Below are 12755 nucleotides of genomic sequence, written 5' to 3'. Positions count from 1 at the left end.
ACGTTCGACGTGATTTCGAGTTCACATATCTCTTTCGGCGACCGAATCTATCATCCCGGCCGCCACGCCCGTGTACCCCGCGGGCGTCAGCGCCATCAGTTCCTCGCGGGTGTCCTCGTCCACGTCCAACTCCGCGAACAGGTCCCGGAAGTCGGCCAAGGTCACGCGCTGGCCCCGAGTCAGGTCCTTGACGCGCTCGTAGGCGTCGTCGTGGCCCTCGCGTCGGAGGATGGTCTGGACCGCCTCGCCGATGACCTCGGGGGTCGAATCGAGGTCCTCGCGCATGACCTGCTCGTTGGGGGCGACTTTGCCGAGGCCGTCCTGCAGTTTCGCGTAGCCGAGCAGGCAGTAGGCGAAGGCGGCCCCGATGTTGCGCTTCACGGTCGAGTCCGAGAGGTCGCGCTGGAGCCGCGAGGAGGTGACGTAGTCGCCCAGGAACACGAGGTCGGCGTTGGCCTTCGAGAGGTTCCCCTCGGAGTTCTCGAAGTCGATGGGGTTGACCTTGTGGGGCATCGTCGAGGAGCCGGTCTCGCCCGCGGCGGCCTCCTGACCGAGGTAGCGGTCGCTGACGTAGCGCCACGCGTCGCGGTCCAAATCGAGCAGGACGTTGTTCGCGCCCCGCAGGGCGTCGAACAGCTCCGCGAGGTCGTCGCAGGGGTTGACCTGCGTGGTGACCGGGGCCTGCTCGAAGCCCAGCCCCTCGACGAACTCGCGGGCGAACTCCGGCCAGTCCACGTCGGGGTAGGCCGCGACGTGGGCGGCGTAGGTGCCCGACGCCCCGGCGAGCTTGCCCTGAAGGCCGTCGCGGGCCGACTTCACGCGGCCGATGGCCCGACCGAGCCGGGAGGCGAAGACGGCCATCTCCTTGCCGAAGGTGGTGGGGGTCGCGGGCTGGCCGTGGGTGCGCGCGAGCATCGGGACGTCGCGGTGCTCGCGCGCGAGGTCGGCGAGGAACTCGCCGACCTCGCGGAGTTCGGGTAGGAGGACCTCCTCGACCGCGCCCCGAACGAGCAGGCGGTAGGCGAGGTTGTTCACGTCCTCGCTGGTGAGCGCGAAGTGAATCCACGGGACGGCGTGTGACAGTTTCGGGTCGGCGATGCGCTCGCGGACGAAGTACTCGACCGCCTTCACGTCGTGGTTGGTCGCCGAGTAGTCGCCGTAGCCCTCGGTCTCGATCTGCTTGACGAGTTCGGCGTCGTCCTCGTCGAACTCCTCGTAGAGCGTCCGGAGGTACTCGCGGTTTCGCTCGCCGATTTCGAGCGGCGTGGCGTCGAGGTCGGCCAGCGCGATCAGGTACTCGACTTCGACTCGCACGCGAGCGCGCACGAGCGCGGCCTCGCTGGCGAACTCGCGGAGGGGTTCGGTCCGTCCGGCGTACCGGCCGTCGAGCGGCGAGACAGCGTAGAGGGGGTTCATGCGTGTGAGTGCCCGGCCGCGGGGCAAAAGCGTGTCGGTCGGAAGACGCACACCCGTGCATATAGCCCGCCCTCTGACCGCCGTACTTCCCCGATGCTATGCAAGTACGTGGATATATCTCGGTTCGCAATCGCAAGGACTTTTGTCGGCGCGGGCGCTCGTCGAAGTATGACTCGAATCGCCGGACTGGCTGGCAACCGCGGCCGGAACCTCCTGCACATCGCCGACCTCGCGCCCGGCGGTGCCGAACTCGCTGTGGTGTTGACCACCGACGCCGACGCGCCCGCGCTCGACGCGGCCGAAGAGCGCGGGATTCCGACCGAGGTCGTGGAACTGGGCGGCGACGAGAACCGCGCCGACCACGAGCGCCGGGTCCTCGACGCGCTCGACGACTACGACTTCGACCTCGTCTGCCTCGACGGCTACATGCGCATCCTCTCGGACGCCTTCCTCGATTCGGCTCCGACGACGCTCAACGTCCACCCCTCGCTCCTCCCGTCGTTCCCCGGGACCGACGCGTGGGGCGACGCGCTGGACGCCGGGGTCTCGGTCACCGGCTGCACGGTCCACGTCGTCACCGACGCCACCGACGACGCGGGCGAGGTGGTCGAGTCGGAGGTCGACGCGGGCCCCGTCGTCACCCAAGAGCCCGTGCCGGTCTACGAGGGCGACGACCGCGACTCGCTCAAACAGCGGGTGCTCTACGAGGGCGAGTTCAAAGCCTACCCCCGCGCTGTCAAGTGGTTCGCCGAGGGTCGCGCCGAGGTCGACCTCGACGCCGGAGCGGTCCGAATCGAGGGCGACGAGGACGGGACCTTCCCCGTCCGGCGGGTCGAGACCGGAGACCGCGCGGCCGACCTGCGGTACGGCGAGAATCCCCATCAGGACGCCGCGCTGTACGCCGACGCGACGTGCGAGGAGGCCAGCGTGGTCGACGCGCCCCAACGCAACGACGGCGCGAAGGGGATGGGGTACAACAACTACAACGACGCCGACGCCGCGCTGAATCTGGTCAAGGAGTTCGACCGGCCCGCCGCGGCGGTCATCAAGCACACCAACCCCGCGGGGTGCGCGACCGCCGAGACGCTCGCGGATGCCTACGACCGCGCGCTCGCGACCGATGCCAAGAGCGCGTTCGGCGGCATCGTCGCCCTGAATCGGGAGTGCGACCGCGCGACCGCCGAGCAGATAATCGACTCGTTCAAGGAGGTCGTGGTCGCGCCCGGCTACACCGACGAGGCGCTCGACGCGCTGTTCGAGAAGGACAATCTTCGAGTCCTCGAAACCGGCGCGCTGGACGACCGGACCGAGGCGACCACCGAGAAGGACCTCGTGGGCGGGACTCTCGTGCAGGAGCGCGACCTGCAGGCTCCGACCCGCGAGGACCTCGAAGTCGTCACCGACCGCGAGCCGACCGACGACCAGTACGAGAGCCTGCTGTTCGCGTGGCAAACCATCAAGCACGTCAAGTCCAACGCCATCCTCTTCGCGACGGGGACCGAGACGGTCGGCGTGGGCGCGGGGCAGGTCTCCAGGGTCGACGCCGTCGAAATCGCGAAGATGAAGGCCGAGAAGGACGCCGAGGGCAAGACCGCCGAGGGAGCGGTGATGGCCAGCGACGCGTTCTTCCCCTTCCCCGACGCCATCGAGGCCGCCGCCGAGGCGGGCATCGAGGCCGTCGTCCAGCCCGGCGGGTCGGTCAACGACGACGACGTCATCGAGGCCGCGAACGAACGCGACATGGCGATGGTGTTCACCGGAACGCGGTGCTTCCGGCACGACTGAGCGAAGCGAAGGAGTGGCTGAAGCTCGGAAGACGCCACGGGCCCCGACGACCGGACACGACAGCGCGCCGAGGGGAGAACGAATCAAGTACGGTCGGGCCCTACTATCGGTCGATGGGACCGCTACGCGACCGGACGGTCACGCTCCTCCTCGCGGGATTCCTGACCTCGCTCGTCGTCATCGTCGGACTCACGGCGTTCGGCCTCCTCGCGGTGGCGGCCGCGCTCGCGAGCGCGGCCAGCGGGGCGTCCCCGCTGTTCGTCGCCGTCGAGGCCGCCGCGCCGTTCGTCGCGGGCCTGATGCTCGTCGGCGTCCTCTCGGTCGCGCTGTTCGTCGCGACGACCGTCGCGGCGGTTCGCCGGGCGTCGATGCCCCGGAGCCAGCGACTCGCCCGAGTCGCCCGACTGGTCGAGCGCGTTTCCGAGGACGCCCGGGAGTTCGGCCTCGCCGAGCGGTTCGAACCCACCCACAAGGAGCGACTCGCCGACCTCAAGCGGGCGTACGTCGAGGGCGAGATGACCGAGTGGGAGTACGAGCGCCGACTGGAGACGCTGTTGGTCGAGGAGGGCGACCCCGACGAGCGAGGCGTCGGCGACGAGCGCCGGAGGCGCTCGTCGCCGAAACGCGGCCGCGAGTCGCGGAAACGCGGCCGCGAGTCGCGGAACTTCGACCGCGAGTTCGAGCGATGACCGGGCGCTCGCTCGGGCCGGGTCGGGCGTTCGCCACGTCGATTCGAGCGCGACCGCCCGGGACCGCGCCGACGGCGCGGTCCCGGGCGCGGGAAACTGTCGGTTCCGGGTAGGGGAAACGGTCGGTCCCGGGTAGGGGAAACGGTCGGTTCCGACACGCTAAAGCGGGCCGCGTCTGTTCAGCCAGACATGGACTACCACGAGGCGGCGAACTTCCTGTTCGACCTGCGTCGCTTCCGGCCCAAGCCGGGGACGGAGTCGACGGCCGACCTGCTGGCCCACCTCGGCGACCCCCACGAGGCGGTCGATTTCGTGCAGGTCGCGGGGTCGAACGGGAAGGGCTCGACCGCCCGGATGACCGAGCGCGCTCTCCGGGAGGCGGGCCTCGAAGTCGGACTGTACACCTCCCCGCACTTCGACGACGTGCGCGAGCGCGTCCGGGTGGACGGCCGCAAGATTCCCGAGGCCGCGGTCGTCGAGTACGTCGAGTCGGTCCGGGAGTACGTCAACGACCGCGCCGCCGACGGCGACGCCCCGACCTTCTTCGAGGTGATGACCGGTCTCGCGATCTGGCACTTCGGGCGCGAGGGAGTGGACGTGGCAATTCTGGAGGTCGGCATCGGCGGCAAGTACGACGCCACCAGCGTGGTGGACCCGGTCGCGAGCGCGGTCACGAGCGTCACGCTCGAACACACCGGCATCATCGGCGAGACCGTCGAGGAGATCGCCCGCGACAAGGCCCACGTCGCGCCCGCCGACGCGCCGCTGGTGACCGCGACGACCGGCGACGCGCTCGCCGCGGTCGGGGAGCAGGCGGGGGAGGTCGTTCGGGTGGGCGAAGACGTCGAGGCCGACGTTCGGGTCGAGTACGGCGGCCGGACCAACCACACCGAGGCCGCGATTTCGCTGACCGGTCCCGACTGGTCGGTCGAGACCCGGATTCCCCTGCTGGGTGAGTATCAGGCCCGCAACGCCGGGGTCGCCGCGGCGCTCGCCCGGCAGGTCGCCGACGTGAGCGAGGACGAACTCGCCCGCGGCCTCCGGAAGGCCGACTGGCCCGGCCGGTTCGAGGTGATGGGCGAGTCGCCCTTCGTGGTCCTCGACGGCGCACACAACCCCGGCGCGTGCGCGGCGCTCGCGGCGACCGTCGGGGAGTTCGACGGCGACTACGACGACCTCCACCTCGTGGTCGGCGCGATGCACGACAAGGACCTCCGCGGGATGGCCGAGGCCCTCCCGACCCCCGACAGGGTGGTGGCGTGCCAGCCCGACATCGACCGCGCGGAGGACGAGGCGGTGCTGGCCCGGGTGTTCGAGGAGTCGGGCGCGGGCGAGGTCCTCACCCGGAACTCGGTCGAGGGCGCGCTGGAGAACGCCCTGAACGCCGCGAACGCCGACGACTTCGTGCTCGTGACCGGGTCGCTGTACGGCGTCGCGGAGGCCCGCTCGCGGTGGACCCGCGCCGAGATACCCAAGCGCATCCGGAACCTCGACGACGCCCGCGAGGCGCTCGAAGATAGCCACGTCACCGACCCCGGCGTGTGGCGGATGCGCGGCAAGGCTGTCCACCGCGTCCTCAAGAGCCGAGTTCGGACCCGGCAGGCGCGCTACCTCAAGGAGGAGATGCTGAGCCTCGGCGGGGAGTGTGCGCTCTCGGGAGTCAACGAGCAGGACGACGAGAACGTCGACGTGGTGTTGATGGGGACGCTGGCGCAGTTCAAGCGCCTCGCCGGGAAGCTCGACGGCCAGCCCTACGGCCTGTCGGTGTTCGCCGACGAACTCCGGGAGGCGCTGGGCATCCGCACCAGCCCCGACCGGCGGGGCTACCCGTGGGAGGACCGGACCGCCGTGATGGGCGTCCTGAACGTCACGCCCGACAGCTTCCACGACGGCGGGGAGTACGAGCGAATCGAGGACGCGGTCGCGCGCGCCGAGGAGATGGTCGAGGCGGGCGCTGACATCGTCGACGTGGGCGGCGAGTCCACCCGGCCCGGAGCCGACGAGACTCCGGTCGAGGAGGAGATCGACCGGGTGGTGCCCGTAATCGAGCGCGTCGCCGACCTCGACGCCATGATATCCGTCGACACCCGGAAGGCCGAGGTCGCGCGGGCCGCCCTCGACGCCGGGGCCGACCTCCTCAACGACGTGTCGGGGCTGGAGGACCCCGAGATGCGGTTCGTCGCCGCCGAGTACGACGCCCCCATCGTGGTGATGCACAGCATCGACGCGCCGGTGGTGCCCGGCAGGGAGGTCCGCTACGACGACGTGGTCGAGGACGCCATCGACCAGCTGGAGGAGACGGTCCTGCTCGCCGAGAAGGCGGGCCTCGACCGCGAGCAAATCATCGTCGACCCCGGACTCGGCTTCGGCAAGTCGAGCGCCGAGAGCTTCGAACTCCTCGGCCGGACCGACGAGTTCCACGCGCTGGAGTGTCCGGTCCTCGTGGGCCACTCCCACAAGTCGATGTTCGGACTCATCGGCGAGGACGGCGACCGGACCGCGGCGACGGTCGCGGGGACGACCATCGCCGCCGAGCGCGGGGCCGACATCGTGAGGGTCCACGACGTGGCCGAGAACGCCGCGGCGGTCCGGGCGGTCGAGGCGGCCGACGACCCGGAGTGGTTCGAGGAGTAGAGCCCTCGACGCCGACGAAACCGATTCTCACGCCGACGAAACCGAGTTCAGAGGAACGCGACCAACAGCACCGCGAGCGCCACGACCGCCAGCACCCCGCCCGCCACAGCCGCCGGTTCCACCCAGCTCAGCCGTTCTTCGGCCTCGTCGTACGCGGTGAGATATCGGTCCAGCACCGCCTCGTCGTCGTACTCCGCGAAGTTCTCGTCGAAGTCCAGCCGCTCCATCTCCGAGGCCGCGACGAGCGCGTCGGTCAGTTCCTGCTCGCTGGTCGTGCGGAACGCCCGGTCCTCCTGCTCGACCAGTTCGTGGGCGCTCGAATCGACGTGGTACTCGACCACGCCCGCACAGCCACACGCCAGCGCCCGGAGGAGGTCGGTCGGGAACGACTCTCGGCGGGCGGTCTGGGCGTAGACGTGCGCGCCCTTGAACGCCGCGAGCCGGTTTTCGAGGGGCTGGTGGCCCGCGAACGACACCCGGTCCTCGATGCGGAGGTCGCGGACCTGTCGCTCGTAGACGTCGCGTTCGGGGCCGTCGCCGATGACGAGCGCCGACCAGTCGCGGTCCCGGAGCTCCGCGAGCGCGAGCAGGAGGCTTTCGAGGTTGGCGTCCTCGTCGAGCCGCCGCGAGTAGACGACGTCGGCGACCTCGCGGGGCTGGGCCGCCCGAATCGCGTCGATATCGATTGCGTTCGGGACCACCCGAACCGCGTCGGCGTCGGGTCCGAGTTCCCGGACCCGGGTCCTGACCGTCTCGGAGGGCGTCAGGACGAGTTCGGGTGCGGCGGCGGCGAGCCGCCACCGCGGGTCGTCGGCGTCGCCCGGTTCGGGCGCGTCGTACCAGTCGACGACGAGGGGCGCGCGAAGCGCGATGCTGGCGAGTTTCGCGGCGACGACGTGGGAGGGCGTCGCGGGCGAGACCTGAATCACGTCCGGGTCGGCGGCCCGGAGCGCGCCCGCGAGTCCCAGCGCGAATCCGCGGGCGTCGCCGGGCGACTCGTCGGTGACCGCGCGGTAGGTCACGCCCCCCTGCTCGAAGGTCTCGTGGTCGCCGTCCCACCACTGGGCGCAACAGACGACCGCGTCGTGACCGCGCCCGGCGAGCGCCTCGGCGGTGCGTCGAGTGCGTTCCGTGGCCCCCGTCTCCCGGTGTTGGGCCACCGTCTCCGAGACGAACGCGACGCGCATACGAACCGCCACGGAGCGGCCCACTAAAAACCCAGCCTTTCCGGCTCGCCGGGCCTCCGAACTCCGGCGGCGTCGGCGTCAGCCGTCGAGTTCGGGGAGTCAGTCGTCGAGTTCGAGGATGAAGTCGGGGGCGGCGTGTTCGGCGCGTCGCCGCCACCGCCGCAGGTCGTAGGTGTGTCCGAGCGCTGCCAGACCGAACGAGGCGATGACCAGCAGGGCGAACTCGACGCCCGAGATGAGCGCGAACGGGTGGACTCCCTGCCAGAGCGACACTAGGACGACGAGGCTCACCCCCGCGAGCGAGAGGTAGAGCCGGTGCCACGGGACCGACGTGTGTGGGTCGCTCGCCAACCGGAGGTCGAGTCTCGTGGCCTGATCGGAGGTCGCGACCAGACTCCGGTCGGCGTCGTACTCGACTACCCCGGCGGCCTGCAGCTTCGGGAGGTGGGTCTGGTGGAGCGCGCTGTAGACCGACTTGCGCTCGCTGGGCGACACCTCCGCGACCGTGGCGTCGTTCTCCCACGCCGCGACCTGCTCGGCGAGCTCGCCGAGTTCGACCGGCCCGTCGTGTCGCTGGAGGTAGTAGAGCACGTAGCGACGACGGAGGTTCTTCACCGCGTCGAAGACCTCGGCGCGTGAGGGACGGGTGACGTTCTGTGACGCTCTCGGGTTCTGAGACGGGTGTCCGGTTTCGGAGGCCATAATTCGTACTCGAAGGAAACGGACAATAGAGGCGGTGATAAACCGGTTCGAACGTTTACGGACCGTGCCGACCGTTCAATTTCTCAACAGCCAATTGCGTCGTGTCGGGTGGGTGGAAACAGCCGCTTCCGGCTCGCCCGCTTCGGCATCGATTCGCGGCCGGAACCGCGCGAAGAAACACGTCTCGTCGCCCCGCCGATTCGCCGTCGCCCCCGCGGCGCGACCGGCTGACCGGTCTGCTCGGCCGCCGAGTCCGGCGGCAAGCGGAACCGACTGTTACCCGAGTTCCATCGTCGGTTTCTCGGGCGAGCCAGCGTCTCGCGTCGGATTACCCGCCGTTCCCGGGTCGTCTCCGCGGAAGTCGGGACCGCGCGGTCCCGACTTCCGCGGCCGAAGGTCCCGACTTCCGCGGCCGAAGGTCCCGACTTCCGCGGCCGAAGGTCCCGACTTCCGCAGTCCAAAGCGCTTTATCGGTCGACTCGGAAACACGTCCCGTGACTACGTACGACTTCCAGCGGTATCTCAACGTTCGGAACGCGACCGCACCGTCGTTCGGACCGGCGGGAGACCGGCTCTCGTTCCTGATGGACACGACCGGCGTCCCGCAGGTGTGGCGACTCGACGAACCCGGCGCGTGGCCCCGGCAGCTCACCTTCGAGGACGAGCGAATCACCTTCGCGTCGTGGTCGCCCGAGCGCGACGAACTCGCCTTCGGGATGGACCACGGCGGGAACGAGCGGACCCAGCTGTTCCTGCTCGATGGGGACGGCGAAACCGTCACGCCCCTGACCGACACCCCCGAGGCCATCCACTACTGGGGCGGGTGGAACTCCGACGGGTCGGCGTTCGCGTTCGCCGCGAACCGCCGCGACGAGTCGGTGTTCGACGTGTACGTCCAGGGCCGCGACGAGCGTGGCGACGACGCCGAGCTGGTCCACGAGGGCGACGGCTGGCTCTCGGTCGCGGGGTGGAGCCCCGACGACTCCCGGCTCGCGGTGGTCGAGTCCCGCTCCAGCTTCGATCAGGACGTGTACGTCCTCGACCTCGAAACCCGGGACTTCGACCACGTCACGCCCCACGAGGGGGAGGCGCGGTACCACGACGTCAACTGGAGCCCGGACGGCGAGGCCCTCTACCTCAGCACCGACCGGGACGCCGACACCCGGTACCTCGCGCGCCTCGACCTCGACGACCGCGACCTCGCGGTCGTCGAGGAGGGGGGCGACTGGAACGTCGAGAACGTCTCGCTCGACGAGGACACCGGCCGGTTCGTCTTCGGCCGGAACGTCGACGGCTACACCGAACTCACCGTCGCCGAACTCACCGGCGAGACCGCCTACCGGGAGCTCTCGACGCCGGACCTCCCGCGCGGGGTCACCGGGGGCGCGGCGTTCGACGACGACGCCGGGCGGTTCGCGGTCCCGGTCGCCGGGAGCGACGAGAACACCAACGTCCACGTCGTCGACGCCGAGACCGGCGAGGCCGAGCGCTGGACCGACGCCGCGACCGCGGGCCTCCCGAAGGAGTCGTTCGTCAGCCCGGACCTCGTCCGGTACGAGTCCTTCGACGAACGGGAGATTCCCGCGTTCTTCTCGGTTCCCGAGGACGCGACGGAGGGCGAGACCCCCGTCATCGTGAGCATCCACGGCGGCCCCGAGAGCCAGCGCAGGCCGTCGTTCAACCCGGTCAAGCAGTACTTCCTGAATCGCGGATACGCCTACTTCGAGCCGAACGTCCGGGGGTCGTCGGGCTACGGAAAGGCCTACACCCACCTCGACGACGTGAGAAAGCGGATGGACTCGGTGGCCGACATCGAGGCCGGGGTGGAGTGGCTCGGCGACCACCCGGCGGTCGACCCCGACCGCATCGTCGCCATGGGCGGGTCGTACGGCGGCTTCATGGTGCTGGCCGCGCTCACCGAGTATCCGGACCTCTGGGCCGCGGGCGTCGACGTCGTGGGCATCGCCAACTTCGTGACGTTCCTCGAAAACACCGGCGACTGGCGGCGCGAACACCGCGAGGCCGAGTACGGGTCGCTCGACGACGACCGCGAGTTCCTCGAATCCATCAGCCCCATCAACAACGTCGAGAACATCCGAGCGCCCCTGCTCGTCCTCCACGGCGCGAACGACCCCCGCGTGCCGGTCGGCGAGGCCGAGCAGATCGCCGACGAGGCGGCCGAACAGGGCGTCCCGGTCGAGAAGCTCATCTTCGACGACGAGGGCCACGGCTTCAGCAAGCTGGAAAATCGCATCGAGGCCTACACCACCGTCGCCGACTTCCTCGACGAGCACGTCTGAGCCGAGTCGGGTGCGGCCTATCGCCGTTGACATCCTCCCCGCGCTAAAGCGCGAGGATTCCTTCGTGGGGCGTCGGGCCGTTCCGTCAGCCCCCGAAGGCAACTTCCTCACCCCGCGTGGTGAGTACCGGGTTCGTGCGCGCTACACGTCGGCCCTCGAAACGAGGGTATGGCGTATTCAACGTCCAAGATGGACGCGGTATCCGCTTGTGCCGTACCTGATACCGCTTGACCGAAGCGTCCGAATACCGGGCAACCACCCACGGTTGGAACGTGGGTGGACACGGGTCGTGCCATCGACCGTACTCCGCCGACGAAGGCGGAGTGCAACCGCGAACGGGGCGTGTTTTGATATGCTGTCACCCCCTCGTGTGCGCGGTCGTTACCGACCGTCTCCAGTGACGGGTAGGGATACTGTGAGGACGGCGAACGAGTCCCAACCACGTACTCCCCACCGGGTTTGCCGGTGGTGGGCGTGGAACCGTCCGTATCAGCGGGAAGTGGCCCCGGTTCTTCCGATTGAGAGTTTACGCGAGTTGTCTTACCGCACGGTACGACGCCGGGCTACTTGATAATGTCGGTTGTTGAGGGTTTGTCGGATTCATCCCCGCGCTAAAGCACGGGGCTTTCTCCTCGATTTACCGTAACGACTCCTTTCGGTTCGGGCTCCCGGATTAAGTTCGGCCTGTCGTCCCCTCTCGGCGACGGAGTCGAGCGTGCGGGATTCGGGTTGCTTTTGTCGGCTCGTGTGCGAATTCACGACATGACCCTCACCGAGCGCTCGCGCAGACGCGCCGACGCCGCCCTCGACCGCCTCGAAGCCGACTGGGGCGCGTTCGAGACGGTCGAGAAGACCTGGACGCTCCCGCCCGAGGACCACGAGGACGTGGTCGAGCGGTTCGAGTCCGGCACGCTCGGCGGTGCGGGCGTCTGGACCACCGACGCCGACGGCCGGGTCCTGCTGGTCCGCCACGAGGGCGAGACCGCGTGGTCGGACCCCGGCGGCAAGCAGGAACCCGACGAGTCGCTCGAAGCCACCGCCCGGCGCGAGACCCGCGAGGAGACCGGCGTCGAGGTCGAACTCCGCGACATTCGGCAGGTCCACCGAGTCGAGATGCGCGCGGAGGCGGGCGAGCGCCCGGCGCTCGCCCGCCTCATCGTCGTCTTCGACGGCGAGTACGTTTCGGGCGAGGTCCGCCCGCGGGAGGGCGAGATCGCCGAGGCCCGGTGGTGGGACGAACGCCCCGACGACCTGCTGTACGAGGAACTGGCGGCGTTCCCGATTCCGGCCGCGGAGTAGTGGCGAGGCTTTTTGGTACTACGAGAAGTACTACCCGATATGAGCGAGACGACCCGAATCACGAGGAAGGGCCAGACGACGATTCCACAGGAGCTTCGCGAGAAGCACGGCCTCGAACCGGGAGACACCGTCGTCTGGGAGGAGACGGACGACGGCATCGTCGTCCGCAAGGAGGAACGGACCGGCGCTCGCGGCCTTCTCGCTGGCGACATGAGTGAGGACGAACGCGAGGGACTCGCGGCGGAACTCGGGGACGAAATTCGAGCGAAACGCGAGGACGACTGGAGCGTCGAATGAAGTCCTACACGGTCGATTCGGTCGCACTCATCCACTACCTGCTCGACATCCTCCCCGAACGGGCACGGGCGGCGGTCGAAGACGCCGAGTCCGGGGATGCGAACCTCGAACTCCCGTCCATCGTCCTCGCCGAAACGAGCTACATCCTCCGCAAGCGCGAGGAGATACGGGGAATAAGCGTCGAGGAAGTCGCCGAACCGGAGGACGTTCGCTCGGTCCTCGACGCCATCGAACGCGAATCGCCAATCGAACTCGTCCGGACCGACTACGGGGAACTCCGGCGTCTCGCCGGGAGGATGGACGAGTTCTCGATTCACGACGCGATGATCGTCGCCAGTCACGAGCGCCGCGGGACGGACGCTATCTTGACCAAAGACGGCGTGATCGCCGACAGCGACGTTCCCATCGTGTGGGATTGAACGGTCGGCGTCCCGACGGCGAACGGA

The 12755-nt window shown here is 69.3% G+C and carries 10 protein-coding genes; 7 read left to right on the top strand and 3 right to left on the bottom strand.

Annotated features, from left to right (window positions below):
* Positions 1 to 21 precede the first annotated feature (21 nt).
* Positions 22 to 1416: an adenylosuccinate lyase gene (gene purB / locus NGM10_RS04645; protein WP_253482319.1), complete on the bottom strand. Its 1395-nt coding sequence runs from the start codon at positions 1414 to 1416 to the stop codon at positions 22 to 24.
* Positions 1417 to 1584: 168 nt separating this feature from the next.
* Between purB and purH the strand changes: the two genes are divergently transcribed.
* The 3 genes from purH (at position 1585) to folP (ending at position 6524) form a co-directional block, all read left to right on the top strand.
* A complete protein-coding gene (gene purH, locus NGM10_RS04640; RefSeq protein WP_253482317.1) occupies positions 1585 to 3201 on the top strand; it encodes a bifunctional phosphoribosylaminoimidazolecarboxamide formyltransferase/IMP cyclohydrolase in 1617 nt (538 codons plus the stop codon).
* Positions 3202 to 3314: 113 nt separating this feature from the next.
* The gene (locus NGM10_RS04635; RefSeq protein ID WP_253482315.1) at positions 3315 to 3890 is read left to right on the top strand and encodes an SHOCT domain-containing protein; all 576 of its coding nucleotides are present in this window, start codon (positions 3315 to 3317) and stop codon (positions 3888 to 3890) included.
* A gap of 189 nt (positions 3891 to 4079) precedes the next feature.
* Complete coding sequence (folP, locus tag NGM10_RS04630) at positions 4080 to 6524, top strand: dihydropteroate synthase (protein WP_253482312.1); 2445 nt, start codon at positions 4080 to 4082, stop codon at positions 6522 to 6524.
* A 47-nt stretch (positions 6525 to 6571) separates the two neighbouring features.
* On the opposite strand, the gene NGM10_RS04625 is transcribed toward folP, so the two are convergent.
* On the bottom strand, positions 6572 to 7711 hold the full coding sequence (locus NGM10_RS04625) for a glycosyltransferase family 4 protein (protein WP_253482310.1): 1140 nt from the start codon (positions 7709 to 7711) through the stop codon (positions 6572 to 6574).
* A gap of 99 nt (positions 7712 to 7810) precedes the next feature.
* Complete coding sequence (locus NGM10_RS04620) at positions 7811 to 8413, bottom strand: DUF7344 domain-containing protein (protein ID WP_253482307.1); 603 nt, start codon at positions 8411 to 8413, stop codon at positions 7811 to 7813.
* A gap of 494 nt (positions 8414 to 8907) precedes the next feature.
* Here NGM10_RS04620 and NGM10_RS04615 point away from each other — a divergent pair, with 494 nt between their 5' ends.
* The 4 genes from NGM10_RS04615 (at position 8908) to NGM10_RS04600 (ending at position 12728) form a co-directional block, all read left to right on the top strand.
* Positions 8908 to 10713, top strand: a complete 1806-nt coding sequence (locus NGM10_RS04615) for a S9 family peptidase (protein ID WP_253482305.1) — start codon at positions 8908 to 8910, stop codon at positions 10711 to 10713.
* Positions 10714 to 11475: 762 nt separating this feature from the next.
* On the top strand, positions 11476 to 12012 hold the full coding sequence (locus tag NGM10_RS04610) for an NUDIX domain-containing protein (RefSeq protein ID WP_253482302.1): 537 nt from the start codon (positions 11476 to 11478) through the stop codon (positions 12010 to 12012).
* Positions 12013 to 12051: 39 nt separating this feature from the next.
* The gene (locus NGM10_RS04605; RefSeq protein ID WP_253482299.1) at positions 12052 to 12309 is read left to right on the top strand and encodes an AbrB/MazE/SpoVT family DNA-binding domain-containing protein; all 258 of its coding nucleotides are present in this window, start codon (positions 12052 to 12054) and stop codon (positions 12307 to 12309) included.
* Positions 12306 to 12728, top strand: a complete 423-nt coding sequence (locus NGM10_RS04600; protein ID WP_253482297.1) for a type II toxin-antitoxin system VapC family toxin — start codon at positions 12306 to 12308, stop codon at positions 12726 to 12728. The genes NGM10_RS04605 and NGM10_RS04600 overlap by 4 nt, the downstream gene beginning before the upstream one ends.
* The last annotated feature ends 27 nt before the right edge of the window (positions 12729 to 12755 follow it).

Source organism: Halorussus salilacus, assembly GCF_024138125.1.
GTDB classification, from domain to species: Archaea; Halobacteriota; Halobacteria; order Halobacteriales; family Haladaptataceae; genus Halorussus; species Halorussus salilacus.
Note: the sequence above shows the minus strand (reverse complement) of the source record. Positions and strands in the feature narration are given on the sequence as shown.